The 19,342-nt window shown below is 66.9% G+C and carries 14 protein-coding genes, 1 tRNA gene and 1 pseudogene; 10 read left to right on the top strand and 6 right to left on the bottom strand.

What is annotated here, in order from left to right:
* Nucleotides 1–89: 89 nt before the first annotated feature.
* Nucleotides 90–866 carry a helix-turn-helix domain-containing protein gene (locus ACK5JE_RS12745; protein WP_416802073.1) on the top strand — a complete coding sequence of 259 codons (777 nt, stop codon included), beginning with the start codon at nucleotides 90–92 and terminating at the stop codon, nucleotides 864–866.
* A 92-nt stretch (nucleotides 867–958) separates the two neighbouring features.
* Here the strand turns inward: ACK5JE_RS12745 and ACK5JE_RS12740 are convergent, their stop codons facing one another.
* The gene (locus ACK5JE_RS12740; protein ID WP_416802072.1) at nucleotides 959–2,311 is read right to left on the bottom strand and encodes an alanine/glycine:cation symporter family protein; all 1,353 of its coding nucleotides are present in this window, start codon (nucleotides 2,309–2,311) and stop codon (nucleotides 959–961) included.
* A 365-nt stretch (nucleotides 2,312–2,676) separates the two neighbouring features.
* On the opposite strand from ACK5JE_RS12740, the gene ACK5JE_RS12735 reads away from it, so the two are divergent.
* The 4 genes from ACK5JE_RS12735 to ACK5JE_RS12720 all read left to right on the top strand — a co-directional run bounded on the left by ACK5JE_RS12735 (nucleotide 2,677) and on the right by ACK5JE_RS12720 (nucleotide 6,988).
* Nucleotides 2,677–3,837: an ABC transporter substrate-binding protein gene (locus ACK5JE_RS12735; RefSeq protein WP_416802071.1), complete on the top strand. Its 1,161-nt coding sequence runs from the start codon at nucleotides 2,677–2,679 to the stop codon at nucleotides 3,835–3,837.
* Nucleotides 3,830–4,687 carry an ABC transporter permease gene (locus ACK5JE_RS12730; RefSeq protein ID WP_416802070.1) on the top strand — a complete coding sequence of 286 codons (858 nt, stop codon included), beginning with the start codon at nucleotides 3,830–3,832 and terminating at the stop codon, nucleotides 4,685–4,687. The genes ACK5JE_RS12735 and ACK5JE_RS12730 overlap by 8 nt, the downstream gene beginning before the upstream one ends.
* 82 nt (nucleotides 4,688–4,769) lie before the next feature.
* Nucleotides 4,770–5,618: an ABC transporter ATP-binding protein gene (locus tag ACK5JE_RS12725; protein WP_416802069.1), complete on the top strand. Its 849-nt coding sequence runs from the start codon at nucleotides 4,770–4,772 to the stop codon at nucleotides 5,616–5,618.
* A gap of 11 nt (nucleotides 5,619–5,629) precedes the next feature.
* On the top strand, nucleotides 5,630–6,988 hold the full coding sequence (locus ACK5JE_RS12720; protein ID WP_416802068.1) for an NnrS family protein: 1,359 nt from the start codon (nucleotides 5,630–5,632) through the stop codon (nucleotides 6,986–6,988).
* Between the two features lie 36 nt (nucleotides 6,989–7,024).
* On the opposite strand, the gene ACK5JE_RS12715 is transcribed toward ACK5JE_RS12720, so the two are convergent.
* Entirely contained in the window at nucleotides 7,025–8,545 is a 1,521-nt protein-coding gene (locus ACK5JE_RS12715; RefSeq protein ID WP_416802067.1) for a TonB-dependent receptor plug domain-containing protein, read from the bottom strand.
* A 278-nt stretch (nucleotides 8,546–8,823) separates the two neighbouring features.
* Here ACK5JE_RS12715 and hemE point away from each other — a divergent pair, with 278 nt between their 5' ends.
* From hemE to ACK5JE_RS12700, 3 genes are all read left to right on the top strand, one after another.
* On the top strand, nucleotides 8,824–9,894 hold the full coding sequence (gene hemE / locus ACK5JE_RS12710; protein WP_416802066.1) for a uroporphyrinogen decarboxylase: 1,071 nt from the start codon (nucleotides 8,824–8,826) through the stop codon (nucleotides 9,892–9,894).
* Nucleotides 9,895–10,283: 389 nt separating this feature from the next.
* Nucleotides 10,284–12,407, top strand: coding sequence for a primosomal protein N' (locus ACK5JE_RS12705; protein ID WP_416802065.1), 2,124 nt, complete (start codon nucleotides 10,284–10,286; stop codon nucleotides 12,405–12,407).
* 4 nt (nucleotides 12,408–12,411) lie between these two features.
* Nucleotides 12,412–14,631 (top strand): UvrD-helicase domain-containing protein, encoded by a 2,220-nt coding sequence (locus ACK5JE_RS12700; RefSeq protein ID WP_416802064.1) that lies wholly within the window; start codon nucleotides 12,412–12,414, stop codon nucleotides 14,629–14,631.
* Nucleotides 14,632–14,808: 177 nt separating this feature from the next.
* Here the strand turns inward: ACK5JE_RS12700 and ACK5JE_RS12695 are convergent, their stop codons facing one another.
* From ACK5JE_RS12695 to ACK5JE_RS12680, 4 genes are all read right to left on the bottom strand, one after another.
* The gene (locus tag ACK5JE_RS12695; protein WP_416802063.1) at nucleotides 14,809–15,036 is read right to left on the bottom strand and encodes a hypothetical protein; all 228 of its coding nucleotides are present in this window, start codon (nucleotides 15,034–15,036) and stop codon (nucleotides 14,809–14,811) included.
* 249 nt (nucleotides 15,037–15,285) lie between these two features.
* Nucleotides 15,286–16,017 (bottom strand): enoyl-CoA hydratase/isomerase family protein, encoded by a 732-nt coding sequence (locus tag ACK5JE_RS12690; protein ID WP_416802062.1) that lies wholly within the window; start codon nucleotides 16,015–16,017, stop codon nucleotides 15,286–15,288.
* Nucleotides 16,014–16,994, bottom strand: coding sequence for an NAD(P)H-dependent flavin oxidoreductase (locus tag ACK5JE_RS12685; RefSeq protein WP_416802061.1), 981 nt, complete (start codon nucleotides 16,992–16,994; stop codon nucleotides 16,014–16,016). The genes ACK5JE_RS12690 and ACK5JE_RS12685 overlap by 4 nt, the downstream gene beginning before the upstream one ends.
* Before the next feature lie 314 nt (nucleotides 16,995–17,308).
* Entirely contained in the window at nucleotides 17,309–18,229 is a 921-nt protein-coding gene (locus ACK5JE_RS12680) for a c-type cytochrome (RefSeq protein ID WP_416802060.1), read from the bottom strand.
* A 263-nt stretch (nucleotides 18,230–18,492) separates the two neighbouring features.
* On the opposite strand from ACK5JE_RS12680, the gene ACK5JE_RS12675 reads away from it, so the two are divergent.
* Nucleotides 18,493–18,567 (top strand) — tRNA-Arg (locus ACK5JE_RS12675).
* A 574-nt stretch (nucleotides 18,568–19,141) separates the two neighbouring features.
* Nucleotides 19,142–19,342 (top strand): annotated as a pseudogene (locus ACK5JE_RS12670) (IS3 family transposase); the annotation flags it as partial.

The raw sequence follows: 19,342 nt of genomic DNA, 5'->3' as shown, positions 1-19,342 counted from the left end.
TCCGCGAGAAATACCGCCGTAGCTTTGCGACTGTCCGCGCGACCGCCGTTTTCCTATCCTGTCCTCACGACGAATACAGGAGAGGCGAGATGCGGGAACGACTGGACTGCGCGATTCTGGCGCCCGGCAGAGAGGACTGGGCAGACGCCCTGAGCGGCCCGCACCTGGGGGGCCGGCTGATGCTGCACACCCCGCGTCAACCGCGCGTCGGGGCGGCCGAGGCGCTGGCCGATCCGGCCATGGCCCTGGGACGCTACGATGCCGGTCTGCTTTACGTGGACAAGACCACGATCCGCGACTGGCGCACGGCCCTGGCCGCCCTGGGGGGGCGGCCGCCGGCCGTGCTGCTGGCCTATGCGGTGGGTCTGCGGGCCCAGGCGGTACGCGATCTGATGGTGCTGGGGCTGACCGATTTCATGCGTCCGCCGTTTTGCCCGGAGGAACTGCGCGCCCGCCTCGATCATGCGCTCAGCCGCCTGGCGCCGGCGCGCATGTCCGAGTCGTCGCCGGTCTATGGGGCTGCCGCGCCAGGCGCTGTGTCCGGCATTGCGCCGGACATTCCCGTGACGGCGTCGGAGGCGGCGTTCTGTGAGACGATCCTGGATCGTTCCGGCAACGAACTGGAGGCCTATGCGGTGTCCGTGGCCATGCAGCGGGCCACTTCGCGGGAGTCCTTCCGGGCGGCCAAATCCCAGGTCGTGGCCCGGTTCGAACGCGCCTACATCCGCGCGGCGCTCGGGCGGCATGCGGGCAACATCACGCTGGCGGCGCGCATGGCGCAGAAACACCGCCGCGCATTCTGGGCCCTGATGCGCAAGCACGAGATCGATCCCGCCCCTTATCGGGGCGCGCCGACCTCGAAATGAGACAGGCCCGGCGGCCTTCCTTGCGGAGGCTGCCGGGCCTGTCGGTACCGGGCAGGATCGGATCTGCCGGCCGGATCAGATCGCGTACTTGATCAGGATGCCTGGAGGCCCTTGAAATAGTCGCGCGTCAGCTTGACCACCAGCGGGCTCAACAGGATCAGCGAGATCAGGTTGGGCAGCGCCATCAGGCCGTTCAGGGTATCGGCCAGCAGCCAGGCGAAATCCAGTTGACTGATGGCGCCGAACGGGATCACGACGACCCAGACGATGCGGTAGGGCAGGGTCGATTTCGTGCCCAGCAGGAATTCCCAGCATTTTTCGCCGTAGTAGCTCCAGCCCAGGATGGTGGTAAAGGCGAACACCACCAGCGAGATGCTCAGGACGGCGCCGCCGAAGCCCGGCATGGACACCTCGAAGGCGCTGGCCGACAGTGCCGCGCCGCTGGCGCCGCTGCTCCACACGCCCGAGCACACGATGGCCAGGCCGGTGATGCTGCAGATGATGATGGTGTCGATGAAGGTCCCCATCATGCCGATCAGGCCCGATTGCACCGCGTTGGTGGTGGTGCCCGCAGCCTGGGCGATCCCGGCCGAACCCAGACCCGCCTCGTTCGAGAAGATCCCGCGCGCCACGCCGTAGCGGATGGCGGCCATGACGGCGGCGCCGGCGAAGCCACCGGTGGCGGCGATGGGCGAGAAGGCATGCGTGAAGATCAGGTCCAGCGCCTCGGGGATGCGCTCGGCATTGATGATCAGCACGGACAGGCCGGCCAGCACGTAGGCCACGCACATGAAGGGCACCAGGGAAGCGGCGACCGCGCCGATGCGCTTGATGCCGCCCAGGATCACCAGGCCGATCAGGACCATGGTGACCACGCCGGTCACCCATGTCGGGATGGAGAAGGTGGATTCCAGCGCATGGGCCATGCTGTTGACCTGGACCATGTTGCCGATGCCGAACCCGGCGAAGCCGCCGAAGATCGCGAACGCCACGCCCAGCCACAGCCATTTGCGGCCCAGGCCGTTCTTGATGGCGTACATGGGGCCGCCGGCGTGTTCGCCGCGGTCGTCCTTCTCACGGAAATGGACGGCCAGCACCACCTCGCAGTATTTGGTCGCCATGCCGACCAGGGCCGTGCACCACATCCAGAACAGGGCGCCCGGGCCGCCGACGGCGATGGCCGTGGCAACTCCGGCGATGTTGCCGGTGCCGACAGTGGCGGCCAGGCAGGTCATCAACGCCTCGAACGGGCTGATTTCGCCCGTGGCGGTATCGCCGCGGCGACGACCTTTCCAGATCATGGCGAAGCCGGTGCCGATGCGCCGCAGCGGCATCAGTTTCAGGATCACCATCAGGAAGAAGCCGGTGCCCAGGATGAGGACCAGCATCGGCGGCCCCCAGACCAGCCCATTGATCTGCCCCACGAGTTGATTTAGAAATTCCATGATTAGGCTATCCTCGAGTGTAGTGTTTTTTCGAATGCTAACACTGTGCCTTTAGGTAAAATGCCTGAAATTCCGGTTTAAGCAGGTAAAAATTCTGTCAAGCCATGAAAAAAGACTAAAATAAGGGTAAACCATTACCCGAAAAACAGGTTTTTATTCCTGTCGATCGGCTTTCACCGCCTCATTTTCGTCTCCTCTGGCCCGCGGATCCGGTCAACCGGCGCCGGTCCATCGGACCAGGCCGGGTCGATCCGGCCCGGCCTGCCATTCAGCCGGACGCTACAATAAAGTAGAGGATTGATAATTATCATTTGCATTTAGAGTATTCCTGCGGACAATCGAGAGGTTCGTTCCGGTCCCTGCCTATGTTCTCCCGCTCCCCCCTTGTTTCCGTGCCGCCCGGCGATGGCCTGACTGTCCATGGCAGCCGACGTCGTGCGCTGCTGGGTCTTGCGCCTGCGTTGACGCTGCTGGCTGCTTCGACGGCGCATGCCCGCTCGTCCGCGACACCTCGGGCCGCCGGGGCTTCTTCGGCATCCGGGACATTCGCGGCCGTCGCGGCGCCCACGACATCCGGGGCATCCGCCGCATCCGAGATGTCCATGGCGACGGTCGGGCGGCCATTGGTGTTGTCGGGGCCGCCGGCGACGGTGTCCTTTCCCCTGGTGCACATGGCCGAATCCGGTGTGCTCAACGACGTGGCGCCGGAGACGCGGTTCCAGTTGTGGCAGAACCCGGACCAATTGCGTGCCTGGGCGGTGCGCGGCGGCGCGGATTTCATGGCGATGCCGTCCAATGTAGCGGCCAACCTGTACAACCAGGGGGTGCCGCTGCGTCTGCTCGACGTATCGACCTGGGGCATGCTGTGGCTGGTGACGCGCGACGAATCGCGCCACGCGCTGGCGGACTTCCGGGGCCAGGAAATCGTCATGCCGTTCCGCGCGGACATGCCCGACATCCTGTTCGGTCTGCTGGCGGATCGTCTGGGACTGGATCCCAAGCGGGATTTTTCATTGCGCTACGTGCCCACGCCGTTCGATGCCATCCAGTTGTTGCTGACCCGGCGCGCGGACCATGCGTTGCTGCCCGAGCCGGCGGTGTCGATGGTGTTGCGCAAGAGCCGATCCTTCCCGATTTCGGTGGTGGCGCCCTCGCTGTACCGTGGTGTCGATCTGTCGCAGGCCTGGGGGCGGATTCTGGATCGCGCGCCGCAGGTGCCGCAGGCCGGACTGGCGGCCGTCGGGCCGCTGCATGCCAATGCGCCGCTGGCCGAGCGGGTGCGGCGCGCCCATGCCGATTCGCTGGCCTGGTGTCTGGCGCAGCCGCAGGCGTGCGGCGAGCTCGTGGCACGGCACATCCCCATGCTGACGCCCGATGCGATTGCGGACTCCATCGCCCAGGCCCGTGAGCACGTGGCCGATGCGCGCCAGGCCCGTGCCGAACTCGAGTATTTTTTCCGCGCGCTGCTCGATGGTCAGCCCGCGCTGGTCGGCGGCAGGCTGCCCGACGATGGTTTCTATGCCTGACTCCCTGGATGGGGCGCACGCAGTGGCAGCTCGCGACGGCGGGTTCGTCCTGGCGCTGCGATGGCTGGCCGAACGCGCGAGCGCGGTGCTGGCCTACCTGTGGAGCGGCTGGGGCGCGGTGTCCAGCCTGCTGCTGTTCTGCGCGCTCTGGGAATGGGGCGGGCAATACTACGGACCTCTGATCCTGCCGGGGCCGCTGGCCACGTTCGGTCGTCTGGGCGAGCTTCTGGCCACGGGGCTGGCCGCGCCGGAATTATGGATCTCGGCCCGTCGTGCGTTGACCGGTCTGGGCGCGGCCGTGCTCGCGGGCAGTGTGCTCGGCATGCTGGCGGGTCGTTCTCTGACGGCGGCGCTGGTGTCCCGTCCGCTGGTGACGCTGCTGCTCGGCATGCCGCCGATTGCCTGGCTGGTGCTGGCCATGCTGTGGTTCGGCATGGGCGACGCCACGCCGGTGTTCACCGTGGCCGTGGCCTGTTTCCCGATCGTCTTCGCCGGTGCGATGCAGGGCGCGCGCACGCTGGACGGCCAGCTCACCGACGTGGCGCGGGTCTACCGGCTGTCCTGGTGGACGACGCTGCTCGACGTGCATCTGCCGCATGTGGTGTCGTATCTGCTGCCGGCCTGGATCACGGCCCTGGGCATCTCCTGGAAGGTCGTGGTGATGGCCGAATTGCTGGCGACCTCGGATGGCGCGGGGGCCGCGCTGGCCGTGTCGCGCGCCCAGCTGGACATGGCCGGATCGCTGGGCTGGGTCGTGGCGGTGCTGGGCCTGTTGCTGAGCCTCGAATACCTGTTGCTGGAACCGCTCAAGCGCCGCCTCGAACGCTGGCGCATGGCGGACGCCGGATGAGGGGGCGGGATCGTCTCCGTGTGCGCTCCCGGACGTGCTCGGTGCGCAGGCCAGGCCTCTGTGTCATGCGAGGTCTCCGCTCATGAATGCCTTGATGATTCGCCACCTGGGTCACCGCTACGGTCTGACGCCGGTGCTGTCGGGGGTGGACCTGGACTTGCGCGCGGGCGAGACCCTGGCGCTGGTCGGCCCCTCGGGCTGTGGCAAGAGCACGTTGCTGCATATCGTCGCTGGCCTGATCGAGCCGTCCGAGGGGCGCGTCCGGTCCACGTTCCGGGGGATCGGCTGTGTGTTTCAGGAACCCCGGCTGATGCCCTGGAAACGCGTTCTCGACAATATCGCGCTGGGCATGAAGGCGTTGCGCGTCCCGGCGGCGGCGCGTCGCCGCCGCGCCCTGGACTGGGCCGTGCGCATGGGACTGGACATCGAGGACGCCCGCAAGTATCCCCATGAACTGTCCGGCGGCATGCAGAGTCGTGTGGCGCTGGGTCGCGCGTTGGCGGTGTCGCCCGAGCTGCTGCTGCTCGATGAACCTTTTGCCGCGCTGGATGTGGGGCTCAAGCAGGAGCTTTACGCGCTGCTGCGCGGACAGGTGGAGCGCGGCGGCAGCGCCGTCCTGATGATCACGCATGACCTTATGGAAGCCGTGCGGCTGGCCGATCGCATTGCCGTGATGGCAGGAGCGCCAGGCCGCGTGTTGCGTGAATTCGCTGTGCGACGGCCTCAGGCCGGGCGCGACGATGCCTGGGTTTACCGGACGACGGCCGAGCTGATGGGCATGGCGCCGGTGCGCGAATGCTTCGGGCTGACGCCGTTGGCGGCGCAGGCAGTCGAGACGCTGGACGCCGGAGGTCAGGATGCCGAGGCCCGGGTTGTGAAGGCCCCGGGTGCGGGATGCCCGGAGGGCGGGGTGAGAGAGGGGCGGGCATGAGGGGTCGCGACATGACGGCGCGTGACATGGCCGCGCATGACATGACAGGTCATGACATGGCGGGTCGGGACATGGCGGGTCCCGCCATGAGTGTCCGTGGCGAGACGCTGATGTCCTCTCCCTTGTGGTCCTGCGGGTTCCGGCCGTTTTTTGTGCTGACGGCGGCGGGCGCGGTCGGCTTTCTGGGCATTTGGCTGCTGGTCCTCAGCGGCGCGGGGCTGTCGGGCTGGATGCCGCCGGGCGGTGTGCTGGCCTGGCATGCGCACGAGCTGGTGTTCGGATTCGGTCTGGCTGCGGCTGCGGGTTTTCTGCTGACCGCCGTGCCTGAGTTCACCGGCGCCGCGCCTTTCACCGCGCGGCCGTTGATGGGACTGACCGCGCTGTGGCTGGCGGCCCGCGTGGCCTATGCGCTGGGCCAGTGGCTGCCGCCGGGCGTGGCAGTTGCGCTGGCGGCGGCGCCCAACCTGCTGTTCACGGCGCTTCTGCTGGCATATCTGACGCCCGCGTTGTGGCGTGATGCGCGCCGCGCGCATATGGGTTTTGCCTGGACCCTGGGCGGCCTGTTGCTGATGCAGGCCGGTTTCTTCGTCGCGCTGTTCACGGACGGCGTCGGGCTGGTCTGGCTGTATGGCGCGATCGACATGACGATGATCCTGATCCTGCTGGCGGGCAGCCGGGTTTCGATGAGCGTGCTCAATGGCTACATCGAGGCTGGACGCCCGGGCGCGCCGCCGCCTTCGGATGATTATCTGGCCCGGCCGCCACGGCGCTATCTGGCGGTTTTCACGATCGTGCTGTGCAGCGCGGCGCAGAGGGGGCTGGGCGCCGGGCCCGTGGCCGGCTGGACGGCGCTGGCCGTCAGCGCGGCGGTGCTGAACATGCTCAATGACTGGCATGTCGGGCGATCTCTGTTCACGCGCTGGGCAATGATGCTGTATGCCTGCTTCTGGTTGATCGCTCTGGGCTACGGCGCCATGGGGCTGTCCTGGCTGCTGGGACTGTGGCCGGCATCGGTGGGCCGTCATCTGCTGACGGCGGGCGCGATGGGGCTGTCGGTCTTTACCATCATGAGCCTGGCGGGGCGGATTCACTCGGGATTGTGGCTGGACCGCCGGCCCTGGCTGCTGGTCGCGGCGGGCGCGCTGGCGGCAGCGGCCCTGGCGCGCGCGGCAGCCGGATTGCCGGCGTTGGGGACCTGGGCCGGTGGACTGGTGCTGGGTGCCGGTCTGATGTGGGCGGGCACCTATGCGGCCTATCTGTGGCATGCCTGGCCGGTGCTGGCGGGGCCGCGCGCTGACGGACGTGCGGGCTGCGCGGAACCCGTCGGCAAGACGCCCAGCCCGTTCACGGGACCGGAATCGGATTGCTGAGGGCAGCCGGCACGGATTGTCGCGCGTGAACAGATCCTAGTGCAGGGTGCAGCAGCTGAACAGCGTGTCATCCTGCGGGAAAGCCGAGGACGGCACCTGCCGCTTGTGATCGGGCGGCGGCAGTCGGGCCTGGCGGCACAGGGCCTCCACGTCGAGCAGAACCAGTTCGCGGTTGCGTCCGCCGATCAGTCCCTCGCGGCGAAAGGCGCCCAACATGCGGGACAGGTTTTCCGGGGTCATGTTCAACTGCCGCGCCAGCACGCGGTGGCGCGATGGCAGGGTCAGCCAGACGCTGCCCTGTTCGACGTAGAGATTCATCAGGTATTCGGCGACGAGCTGGCCAGGCAGCCCTTGCGGGGAGTTGGACAATTCTTCGGTCAGACCCATCAGCACGTTCGACTGGCCGACCGAGGTTTCCGCGAAATCGAGGTCGGTGCGCATGAAGCTCAGGCCGATCTTCTGGTCGTACGGCAGGTACCAGTTGTTCTTGATCAACAGGGTTTCAGTCTTGCTGGATGTGCTCAGCACCTCGTTGCCGGGGTGATAGAGCTTGGTCAGATTGGGGAAATAGGCCGACGTGTCGACGGCATACGCATCATTGTCGGTGTAGGTGTCGGCGCCGCGCTTGCCGGCAAAATAGTTGCCCCGCTTCCGGTAGCTGTAGGCCAGCAGGGCATCGGTGTGGTCGTTGCGTCCCGCGATGGCGAACATGAAATTCCGGTCCTGGAAATTCATGTTGTCCCCGCTGCGGCGGGTGCGCGGCACGGGCTGGGGAATGTTGACGTTATAGTCCGAGCCGAGTTCGGCGCCGGGGATCGTGCGATAGTCCTTGCCGAAATAGCTGTTGGCGTCGACGGCGGGCGCGATGGTGTTGCCGGAGGTCTCCAGCTTGACCTCGAGGCCCAGGCTGTCGCCGTCGGGGATGATGTCGGACGGGTTGATGGTGCGCACGTTCACCGCGCCGCCGATGCCGCTCTTGATGCCCCGGGAGAGCGACGGGCCCTTTTCCACCTCGATGCTGCGGAACAGGGCGGGGTCCACGTAGTTGCGGTTGCCGGCCCCGTAGACCTGCAGCCAGACGTTGACGGACTGCTCGGTGCCGTCCACCGTCAGTGGCACCCGACCTTCGCCCGACAGGCCCCGGATGTTCGGGGTGATCGAGGCGCCGTTGCGCGAGTCCATGCTGTAGACGCCGTTCATGCCCTTGAACACGTCGGCCGGATTGGTGGTCTGGAAGCGGTCCAGTTCCTTGCGGTCGGTGTAGAGGTTGGTGACGTTCTTGCGGTAGACGTTCTCGTGTCCCTGGCTGTCCAGATCCCGCAGGCCCCGGACCTGGACCGGCGTGAGCGATTTGACGCCGTCGGTCTTGGCCCTGGCTTTTGTCTGTTTGTCGTCCGCATCCTGCCCGGCGGCGGTCTGCGTGGTGCTGGTCTGCGCGACGCCCTGCGCGAAAGCGGGGACGGAGGCGCCGATGGCCAGGCACAACGAGGCGAAGAGCGCGGTCGGGACGGGCTGCCGGGCAGGATGCCGGGTGGTCACTGTTTCCTTGAAGGTCATGATGAGGGCCACTGAAAGAGTCGGAAGGTCGCCGCGCACCGGCAAAACCGGCGCACGATTTTCGAACGTACCTTACGAGGGGCGCGATCTAAATGAGAATGATAATTATCAATTATTGGCCGTTCGGGGCTGCAATCCCCGGGGCCGGGTAAAATTCCGGCAATGTCCCGCAGGGACGATCGCCCGGTCCGGCGGACGCCGCGTCCCGCGTCCGGGCGCATACGCCAATCCAACGGGACACGCGCCGCGGATCCCGTGCTGTTCTCCTAGGACTCGCTGTGCCAGAATTGAAAAACGACACCTTCCTGCGCGCGCTGTTGCGTCAGCCTGTGGCCTATACGCCGCTGTGGATGATGCGCCAGGCGGGGCGCTATCTGCCGGAATACAATCAGACCCGGGCGCGGGCCGGGTCATTCATGGGGCTGGCCCAGAATCCGGAATACGCCTGCGAGGTGACGCTGCAACCGCTGCGGCGTTTCGAGCTGGATGCGGCCATCCTGTTTTCCGACATTCTGACGGTCCCGGATGCGATGGGCCTGGGACTGCGATTCGTCGCGGGCGAAGGCCCCCGGTTCGAACGGCCGCTGCGCGACGAGGCCGCCATTCAGGCATTGCAGGTTCCTGACCTGGACCGCTTGCGCTACGTGTTCGACGCGGTGACGTTGATCCGCCGGGAGCTGGCCGGCGCGGTGCCGCTGATCGGCTTTTCGGGCAGCCCCTGGACGCTGGCCTGCTATATGGTGGAAGGCCAGGGCAGCCCGGATTACCGGCGGATCAAGACGCTGCTCTACCAGCGGCCCGATCTGCTGCGCCACGTCCTGTCGGTCAATGCGCAGGCGGTGCAGGCTTACCTGAACGCCCAGATCCAGGCTGGCGCACAGGCCGTGATGGTGTTCGACAGTTGGGGCGGCGTGCTGGCCGACGGCCTGTTCCAGCAGTTTTCCCTGGCCTACACCCGGCAGGTACTCGATGGCCTGATCCGCGAGCATGACGGCCGGCGCGTGCCGGTCATCGTCTTTACCAAGGGCGGGGGGCAGTGGATCGAGGATGTGATCGACAGCGGATGCGATGCCGTGGGATTGGACTGGACAGCGAGTCTGGCGGCCGCCCGGCGCCGGATGGGAGACCGGGTGGCGTTGCAGGGGAACCTGGATCCCATGACGCTGTTTGGCGGTGAGGCGGCGATCCGCGCCGAAGTGCGGCGGGTGCTGGCCGATTTCGGGATCGTCGGCGCCGGCGGGCATGTCTTCAACCTGGGGCACGGGATTTCTCAGCATACGCCGCCCGAGGCCGTGTCTGTCCTGGTCGATGAGGTGCATGCGGCCAGCCGCGCGTATCATGCAGGCTGACGCCGGAGGTTTGGTCGCGCGGGTGCGCCGGTCTGCCGCGAGGATGTGATCCGGATGCGTGGGGTGCCGGGGTTTTTCGCGGCACGGCATCCGGAAACCGGGGCGGAACGGTTTGTTCGGGCGCAAGAGCGCCGTCTGGCGCGGGCTGCGGCGGCTTCTGAAGAAGTGTTTTATGCACAAACAAATTCTGAATCAGGGTTTACGCTGAGTATTGAAGAAAGACTCTCGCTATGTTTCCCAAATCATTGTTTTTATTGTGAAAATTAGCCTTTGTCATAATTTCGTAAGACACTTGACCATTTCACCGACATTGTGCTGACCCCTCCGCGCTGCGATTCTCCACAAAGTTATCCACAGGCTGTGCGCGATCAGGCGGCAGCAGAGCGGTCATGCCGGTGAAACGGCCTGCGGATGCGGCTGGCGGGGCTGCGGCGGCGGCAACGGTCTATCTGGCGGTGGCCCTGGATGTGCCCCTGCCGGGCCTGTTCGATTATGCTCACGATCGGCCTGTGGCGCCCGGGGTGCGCGTGCGGGTGATGTTCGGCCGGCGGGCGATGGTGGGCATGGTGTGGGCTGTGCGCAGCGCGCCCGGCGTGGCCGCTGACCGGGTGCGACCGATCGAGGCGATGCTGGACGATCTGCCGCCCATGCCGGACGACTGGCTGCGGCTGGTGGAATTTGCCGCGCATTATTACCACCGTCCGCTGGGCGAGGTGGCGCTGCCGGTGCTGCCGCCTCCTTTACGCAAGCCTGCCGCCTATACCGGCGCGCGCTCGGCGGGCGGGCCGGTGTGCCGGGCCGATCGGCGGCCCGGGCTGTCGCGAGGCGGGCGCGGGAAACCGGAGGAAGGCGGGACGGAACCGTCCAGGGACGCGCAGGCGCGGGACGGCGCGATGCCGTCCCTGACGGATGCCCAGGCCCGCGCGCTGGAGGGGCTGCGCGATTTGGCGGCATCCGGCGCCGGAGTGGCGCTGTTGCACGGGGTGACGGGCAGCGGCAAGACCGAACTGTATTTGCGCCTCGCCCGCCAGGTGCTGAAGGCGGGTCGGCAGGTGCTGCTGCTGGTGCCGGAAATCAATCTGACGCCGCAGCTGGAAAACAGCGTGCGCATGCGCCTGGGCGACCGGCTGGCGGTGATCCATAGCCGCCTGTCGGAGGGGGATCGCCTGCGCGCCTGGCTGCGGGCGTCGCGCGGGCAGGCCGATATCCTGTTGGGCACGCGCCTGGCGCTGTTCGCGCCGCTGCCGCGTCTGGGCCTGATCGTGGTCGACGAGGAGCACGATGCGTCCTACAAGCAGCAGGACGGTTTGCGCTATTCGGCCCGCGATCTGGCGGTGTGGCGCGGTCACGACCTGGGCATCCCGGTGGTACTGGGTTCCGCGACTCCGTCACTGGAGACCTGGCGTCATGCGCAGGCCGGGGATTACCGGTTGCTGTCGTTGCCGGAACGCGCTCAGGCGCAGCCGTTGCCGGACATCCGCCTGGTGGACACGCGCCGCGCCCGATTGGAGCAGGGTTTCACGCCGCAGTTGCTGGATGCACTGGAGGCACGGCTGTCGCAGGGCGGGCAGAGCCTGGTGTTCCTCAACCGGCGTGGCTATGCCCCGGTGCTGCGCTGCGCTTCCTGCGCCTGGGTCAGCCAGTGCCGGCGCTGCACGGCGCACATGGTGCTGCACCGGCTGGGCGGGCGTCACGTGCTGCAGTGCCACCATTGCGGCGATGCCATGCCGCCGCCGCGCGCCTGCCCCGAGTGTGGTGATCAGGACATTCAACCCATGGGACGGGGGACGCAGCGGATCGAGGAATTCCTGGCGGAGCGTTTTCCCGGCGCCCGCATCCTGCGCATCGATGCCGATGCCACGCGCCGCAAGGGCAGCGCCGAGGCGCTGTTCGCCCGGGCGCACGCCGGCGAGGCCGACATTCTGGTCGGCACGCAGATGGTGTCCAAGGGACATGATTTTGCCCGTCTGGGTCTGGTCGGCGTTCTGAACGCCGATGCGATGCTGTTTTCCCAGGATTTCCGCGCGCCGGAGCGGCTGTTCGCGCAGCTGATGCAGGTGGCCGGCCGCGCGGGACGGCGCCAGGGCGGCGCCCAGGTGATCGTGCAGACCGACTATCCAGAGCAGGCAGTCTATCAGGCGCTGTTGCGCCATGACTACGCGCGTTTCGCGGACTATGCGCTGGCGGAGCGCCGGGACCTCGGGCTGCCGCCGTTTTCCAGTCAGGCGTTGTTGACGGCGCAGGCGGCGCAGGTGCGCGATGCGCTGGATTTCCTGGCGGCGGCGCGCGCCCGTGCGCAGTCGCTGCCCGAGGCTGCTGGCGTGCGGATCCACGATCCGGTGCCGCTTCGCATCGTGCGCGTGGCGCGGGTCGAGCGCGCCCAGTTGCTGTTCGAATCGGACACGCGCATGGCGCTGCACCGGCTGCTGCGGGCGCTGCTGCCCGGCCTGGACGAGACCGCCCGGGGCGTGGTGCTGCATTGGGGGATCGAGATCGATCCCCAGGAGATCTGACGCCGTGACGCCGGGGTCCACCCTGGCGCAGGGACTCAACGCGCGCCAGCGCGAGGCCGTGCTGTATCTGGACGGGCCGTGTCTGGTGCTGGCCGGCGCGGGCAGCGGCAAGACCCGCGTCATCACGCAGAAAATGGCCTATCTGCTGCGCGAATGCGGTTATCAGGCCCGTCACGTGGTGGCGCTCACCTTTACCAACAAGGCGGCGCGTGAAATGAACGAGCGGGTCCGCGATCTGGTGGACACGAGGCTGTTGCGCGGGCTGACGGTGGGGACTTTTCATTCCCTGGGGCTGCGGTTCCTGCGCGAGGAATATGCCCGCGTCGGCCTCAAGCGCGGTTTTTCGATCCTGGATGCGACGGACACCCAGGGCATTGTCCAGGAACTGCTGGCTACGACCGACCGGGGCCGCCTGCGGGCCGTGCAGCAGACGATTTCGCTGTGGAAAAACGCCTTGCTGGATCCGGACGGTGCGGCACGGGTCGCCCAGGGGCCCGACGAGGCCGAGGCGGTGCGCATCTACCGCAGCTACGAGGCGACCCTGCGCGCGTATCAGTCGGTGGATTTCGACGATCTGATCCGGTTGCCCGCGCGGATCCTGGCGACCGACGAGACGGTGCGCGCGCGCTGGCAGGCGCGCATCCTGTATCTGCTGGTGGACGAGTACCAGGACACCAATGCCTGTCAGTATCAATTGGTGCGCTTGCTGTGCGGAGACAGGGCCATGTTCACGGCGGTGGGCGATGACGATCAGGCGATCTACGCCTGGCGCGGCGCCACGGTGGAAAATCTGGCCCAGCTGGCGCGCGACTATCCGGCGCTGCGGCTGATCAAGCTGGAACAGAATTACCGTTCGGTGCAATCCATTCTGGCGGCGGCCAACCGGGTGATCGGCCACAATCCCAAGACCTTCGACAAGACGCTGTGGTCGGAACTGGGGACGGGCGAGCCCATCGTGGTCACGCCCATGGATTCCGATCTGGCCGAGGCCGAATCCATCGCCATGCGGCTGTCGGCGGCGCGTTTCGAGCGCCAGGCCCAGTGGAAGGATTTTGCCGTGCTGTACCGGGGCAACCATCAGGCCCGGATCATGGAACAGGCGCTGCGCACGCTGCGGATTCCCTATACGGTGTCGGGCGGGCAGAGTTTTTTTGACAAGGCCGAGATCCGCGATGTGCTGGCATGGCTGCGCTTGATTGCCAACGAGGACGAGGACCCGGCCTTCATCCGGGCCGCGACCACCCCCCGGCGCGGGATCGGCCAGGGGACGTTGCAGGCGCTGGGCGCGGAGGCGGCCCGTCAGGGGGTCTCTCTGTACGCGGTGGCGACCGATGTGTCCGAGGCCGTCCTGCCGACGGCCCGGCAGCGCGAGGCCGTGCACGGATTCGTCCGTCTGGTGGATCATTTCCGGGCTCGCGCGGCGCAGCGCGGCGGCGCGGTGCCGGCGCTGCCAGGGGCCGCGGCGCAAGGGGAACTGCTGGCGTTCGATCCCGAGCCGCCGGCATTCGATCCTGACCCGCCTGCGCTCGAACCGTCCCGGCCCGTCTCCGCCCGCGAGACGCCGGCGCCCGGCGCGGGCGTCGTGCCAGGCGCGGTCACGGGCATCGATGGGCGGCGGGAAGAGGGCGCCGCCCGGGTGCTGGATGATCTGCTGGCGGCCATGGACTATGAGCGCCATCTGTACGATACGCTGGACGAGCGTCAGGCGCAGGCCCGCTGGGCCAATGTGCTGGAATTGCTGGAATGGCTCAAGCGCAAGGCTGATGAGGACGACATGACGCTGCTGGAGCTGGTGCAGCATGTGGCCTTGGTCACCATGCTGGAGCGCGCCGACGACGAGGAGCCCGATGCGGTGAAGCTGTCCACCCTGCATGCGTCCAAAGGACTGGAATACCCCCATGTCTATCTGATCGGGGTCGAGGAGGGGTTGCTGCCGCACCGGGGCGGCGATGACGAGGGGGATGTCAGCGAGGCGGCGGTCGCGGCCCGGGCGCGCCGCATCGAGGAGGAGCGGCGTCTGATGTACGTGGGCATCACGCGCGCGCAGCGCACGCTGCGGATCAGCTGGTGCCGAAAGCGGCGGCGGGGCCGTGAGGACGTGATGGGCGAACCGTCGCGCTTTATCGCCGAGATGGGATTGCAGGCTCAGGCGCCCCGGCCGGTCGGCGATACCGATCCGGACCGGACGCTGGACCGGCTGAAGGCCCTGCTGAAAGCCCGGTAAAAGTCCGGCAGGGCTCCGGTGGCAGCCCGATCAAACCCGGTCGGGCCGGATAAAAGTCCGGTCGGGCCTTTGATGCGCGGTGGTTGTTGATGCGGCGTGCGAAACACAGAACCCCCTCCAGGGGATGGGGTTCTGGCTCAGTGCGTGTGACAGACGCCGGCGGCGCCTGCCATCGGCTTACCAGGGCGTGCGGCTGTAGCGCATGTCGCGGGCGCGGGCTTCGGCCTGGGCGTTGATCACGCTGGCGATGAAGCGGCCCGTGGCGGCGGCGCCGCGGCCAATCGTGCGGCCCAGGGTGCGAGCGGCCTTGCCCAGGGAAAGGGGCTCGGAGGCGCTCAGGGCGGAGAGGCTGTAGGCGCGTTCGAGTGCGTCGGACAGCAGGTTCGGGGTTTGAGTGGTGTACATGACTGACTCCTGTTTCAGAAGCTTCAGATTTCAACAGGAATAAGTATAGGGTAAACCCTAATCAAAAGATAGGGGAAAACCCTGATTGATTAAAAAGACCCGTTACCGTCGCTGGAAAACAACAAACGCGCGCCATCCTCCCGGCTCTCGTGGCCGGTGAGACTGAGGTTCCAGTTCGGGGCGCGGGTGGGATTGAGGTTCCGGCCCGTCCATCGACCGACAGAGGGACGGGCCGGCTGTCGGTCGTGGTTACCCTTTGCGGGTAAAGAACTGCTGGAAGGCGGCCTGGGCCTCGGGGGATTTCAGGCGCTCGAAGAACATGGTGGCCTCGGCGTCCAGGACGCGATGGACCTCGGCGCGTCCCGGCTCGCGCAGCAGGCGCTTGCTGGCGCGCAGGGCGGCGACGGGCTGCGCGGTCAGCGATTGCGCGCAGGCTTGCGCTGCGGCAACCGGGTTGTCGGACACGGCGGTCAGCAACTGGCCCGCCAGGGCTTCTGCGGCGTCAAAGGGGCCGGCGTTCAGCAGCCACTGTGCGGCGCGGCGATCGCCTGCGAGCCGGGGCAGCAGCAGGCTTGAGGCGCCCTCCGGGCACAGGCCCAGGGGCACGAAGGGCAGGCGGAATGCGGCATCGGGGGCGGCAAAGACAAAATCGCAATGCAGCAGCAGCGTGACGCCGACGCCGATAGCCTGCCCCTGGACGGCCGCGATGACCGGCACATCCACGGATGCCAGGGTATGCAGGAAGGCGATCGAACCCACATCGCGGCTGTCCTGCGGCATCTGGAATTCGGCCAGGTCGTTGCCGGCGGTGAAATGGCCGCCCGCACCGTGCAGGATCACGGCCGCGCAGGTCCGGTCCTCGTCGGCCTCGCGCAGGGCGCGTTCGATGTCGCGGTACATGGCATCGGTCAGGGCGTTGCGCCGTTGCGGCCGGTCGATGAGGATCTCCAGGAGGGCGCCCTGGCGCTGGACGCGGATCATGCACGGACCTCTTCGACAAACGCGCCGCGCAGCAGCGCCTGCGCGGCTGTGCGGTATTCGTCGCGCAGGCGGGCGACGATGTCGGCGGTGGGCCGCACAGCATCGATGTTGCCCACGCCCTGGCCCGCGCCCCAGACATCGCGCCAGGCTTTCTTGCTGCCGCTGCCAAAGTTCGTGCCCTGAGCGGCGGGCAGGTGATCGGGGTCCAGCCCGATGTTGCGCACGCAGGGTTTCAGATAGTTGCCCGGGATGCCGGTGAAATACGGGGTATAGACGATGTCGGTGGCGGCCGTGTCGACGACCATCTGCTTGTATTCGGGCTGAGCGTTGGCTTCGGTGCTGGCGATGAAGCGTGTGCCGATGTAGGCAAAATCGGCACCCATGGCGCGCGCGGCCAGGATGTCCTGTCCCTGGCTGATCGCGCCCGACAGGCAGATCGGACCGTCGAAGATGCGCCGCACCTCGCCCAGCAGGGCAAAGGGCGACAGCGTACCGGCGTGTCCGCCCGCGCCCGCGCACACCAGGATCAGGCCGTCGACGCCGGCGTCCAGGGCTTTTTGCGCATGGCGCAGCGTGGTGACATCGTGAAAGACCTTGCCGCCCCAGCCGTGGATCGTGTCCACCACCTGGTTGGGTGCGCGCAGGCTGGTGATGATGAGCGGCACACGGTGCGCGGCGCAGACCTCCAGATCGTGCGGCAACCGGTCGTTGGACTGATGGATGATGTGATTGATGGCGTAGGGCGGAATCGGCCGGGCTGGATCGGCGGCGCGCAGGTCCGCCAGCCGGGTCTCGATCTGCGTCAGCCATTCGTCCAGCTTTTCCTGAGGGCGCGCGTTGAGCGCCGGCATCGAGCCGATGATGCCGCTGGCGCACTGGGCGACCACCAGATCCGGGTTCGAAAGGATGAACATGGGCGCAGCCATGACGGGCAGCGTCATGGACTGGTGCAGGGCCGTGACGAGGGGGTGGGGCATGAGGATTTGTCTCCGCGTGGGCATGAGGCCGCCTGGGCGGGACGGTCGGGCGGCTGCCCGCCGACGCCGCGAGGCGGACGGCCCCGGCTGATCCGCCGGGTTGTGCCTCATTCTAAATCAAACGATCGTTTGAAAAAAGGCCGGCTGGCAGATGGTGCGGAATACCCGGCCACGTTCAAGAGGGGCTCCATGAAAAACACCCCGGCGCCTGGATCGATGTCCAGCATCCGGGGTGCGGTTTTCCGCTTGAAACCAGGCGGATCCGGCCTGCGCGGGCCGGGGCCGGGCGGTGCGTCCGGCGCGTGGCTGACGCGTTATTTTGCCGCGTCCACCATGTACTGGATGGCGGCCTTGAGCTCGTCGTCGGTGGCTTGCGACCCTCCGCGCGGCGGCATGGCGCCGATACCGGAAATGGCGTTTTTCAGCATGGCGTCCATGCCCGTCTTGATGAAGGGATCCCAGGAGGCCTTGTCGCCGAATTTGGGCGCGCCTGCCAGACCGACGGAGTGGCAGGTGATGCAGACCGATTTGTAGAGTTTTTCGCCCACGGCGTTGCCGGCGGACGCCTGCGCGGCGGGGGCGGCGGCCTGGGGTTGGGCCTCGGCCGGCGCTGCGGCGGGTTTGGGCTCGGTGACGGGTTTGGCCGGAGCGGTCGCGGCGGCGGGCTCGGCGGCGGCAGGCTTGGCCGCTTCGGCGCCGGCGGCGGACTTGTCGGCGTCTCCGCCCGCGGGTTCCTTGGGTTCGTCGAAATTGGCGCCCGATTTGTTGGTCATGTAGACCACGGCGCGGGCGACCTCGAAGTCGTCCAGCGAGGCGTTGCCGCCTTTGGGGGGCATGGCGCCGATGCCATGGATGGCGTTCTTGACCAGGTCCTCGTAGCCTTGCTTGATGAATTTTGCCCAGGCGTCCTTGTCGCCGAATTTGGGCGCGCCCGCCACGCCCGTGCCATGGCAGGCCGAACAGGTGGACTGGAAGACCTGTTCGCCGGTCTTGAAGACCTTGGGCGCATCGGCGTCAACGAGCTTGAATCCGGCCACGGGCTGAATGCGGCGGGCGATGGCTTCGCCGGACTGGCTGTCGGAACCGGCCCCCGTGCGGATGGAAGAGCCGACCAGATTGACCAGCAGGATGATGATCGCGATCGGGATCAGGAAGGCCAGGATGACGGTGATCAGCAGCTGACGCGGGGTCTTGATGGCGCTTTCGTGTCCGTGGTCGTTTTCGGGGAGGCTCATGTTGGGATCCTGGTAATCGTTCGTACAGGCTTCAACCGAAGATTATAACGATTGGCCCGGGCGGCTGCATGGTGGATGTGGGCGCGCGCGGGCTGCGGTCGCGCCGGATGCCGGGTGTTGCGTGCCGGTTGCGGGTGCCCCGGACAGCGCCGGATGCGCAAACACGATACAATGGCGTCCCCGTGCCGCAATGACGCGGGCGCCTGCGCAGGCCCTCCGGGGCAAGCCCAGGCCGACTGGCCGGCTCCGCGCCGGCAGACTGTGCGCCTGTAGTTCAATGGATAGAATAGGAGTTTCCGAAGCTTCTGATACAGGTTCGATTCCTGTCGGGCGCGCCATGTATGCATGAGGCTGGGCACCTGTAACCCAGCCCCCAGATTGAGTTCCCCCACGGCACGCTCCAGATTGGCGCTGCCGCCTGTCATTTCCAGAGACCCAGGCTTGACCTGGATCTCCGATACCAACAACCGTAGCAGCTGCTTGCCATACCCCTTGGCCGGATCCAGCAGCATCTTGCGCATCTGCTCGCAGGCGTAGGCGATCTGCTTGGGTGAGACCCGTTTGGGCGATGGCATATCACGTCGTGCATTGGTCATTTCCATCAGAATCTTCTCGCGCTCATCCTTCAGCCGGTTGATCCGGGCCTGGAAGGTCGAGTCCAGCATCACCACGCCCTTTTCGATGGCGTCATACAGGTTGTTCAGACCGTCTTCGGCAGCCTTCAACGCCTTTTCCAGGTGCTTGAGAGTATTGGTGGCCGTGGTGGCCCGCCTCGCCTGTTCTGTCAGCCATGCCTTCAGAACGGTGGTCACGCGTTCTGGCGTCAGGACCTTGTCGACCAGGCGGCCCAATACCAGGGTATTGAATCACCCCGGGTTTTGAGGAGGCTCCGAGCTTTGAGAGAATGGAGTCATGGTCAACAATCAAACCAAATTTTCCCCTGAGATCCGTGAGCGGGCCGTGCGCCTGCTCCAGGAGCACCGCGACGAGTACGCGTCGCAGTGGGCTGCGGTCACATCGATTGCGCCCAAGATCGGCTGCTCGCCGCATTCGCTGCTCAAATGGGTTCGGGCCCAGGAGGTGGAGACGGGCGTACGTGCCGGCGTCCCGCAG

It is taken from the genome of Castellaniella sp. (assembly GCF_047971665.1).
Classification (GTDB): domain Bacteria; phylum Pseudomonadota; class Gammaproteobacteria; order Burkholderiales; family Burkholderiaceae_B; genus Castellaniella.
The sequence above is the reverse complement of the archived record's forward strand: the minus strand, read 5'-3'. Positions and strand labels throughout refer to the sequence as shown.

What these genes read in the sequence shown, in the direction of transcription:
- ACK5JE_RS12725 (WP_416802069.1), top strand. Translation starts at nt 4,770, where the DNA reads ATGAATGCCTTGATGATTCGCCACCTGGGTCACCGCTACGGTCTGACG.
- ACK5JE_RS12690 (WP_416802062.1), bottom strand. Translation starts at nt 16,017, where the DNA reads ATGATCCGCGTCCAGCGCCAGGGCGCCCTCCTGGAGATCCTCATCGAC.
- ACK5JE_RS12730 (WP_416802070.1), top strand. Translation starts at nt 3,830, where the DNA reads ATGCCTGACTCCCTGGATGGGGCGCACGCAGTGGCAGCTCGCGACGGC.
- ACK5JE_RS12740 (WP_416802072.1), bottom strand. Translation starts at nt 2,311, where the DNA reads ATGGAATTTCTAAATCAACTCGTGGGGCAGATCAATGGGCTGGTCTGG.
- ACK5JE_RS12705 (WP_416802065.1), top strand. Translation starts at nt 10,284, where the DNA reads ATGCCGGTGAAACGGCCTGCGGATGCGGCTGGCGGGGCTGCGGCGGCG.
- ACK5JE_RS12680 (WP_416802060.1), bottom strand. Translation starts at nt 18,229, where the DNA reads ATGAGCCTCCCCGAAAACGACCACGGACACGAAAGCGCCATCAAGACC.
- ACK5JE_RS12695 (WP_416802063.1), bottom strand. Translation starts at nt 15,036, where the DNA reads ATGTACACCACTCAAACCCCGAACCTGCTGTCCGACGCACTCGAACGC.
- ACK5JE_RS12735 (WP_416802071.1), top strand. Translation starts at nt 2,677, where the DNA reads ATGTTCTCCCGCTCCCCCCTTGTTTCCGTGCCGCCCGGCGATGGCCTG.
- ACK5JE_RS12745 (WP_416802073.1), top strand. Translation starts at nt 90, where the DNA reads ATGCGGGAACGACTGGACTGCGCGATTCTGGCGCCCGGCAGAGAGGAC.
- ACK5JE_RS12685 (WP_416802061.1), bottom strand. Translation starts at nt 16,994, where the DNA reads ATGCCCCACCCCCTCGTCACGGCCCTGCACCAGTCCATGACGCTGCCC.
- ACK5JE_RS12715 (WP_416802067.1), bottom strand. Translation starts at nt 8,545, where the DNA reads ATGACCTTCAAGGAAACAGTGACCACCCGGCATCCTGCCCGGCAGCCC.
- ACK5JE_RS12720 (WP_416802068.1), top strand. Translation starts at nt 5,630, where the DNA reads ATGACGGCGCGTGACATGGCCGCGCATGACATGACAGGTCATGACATG.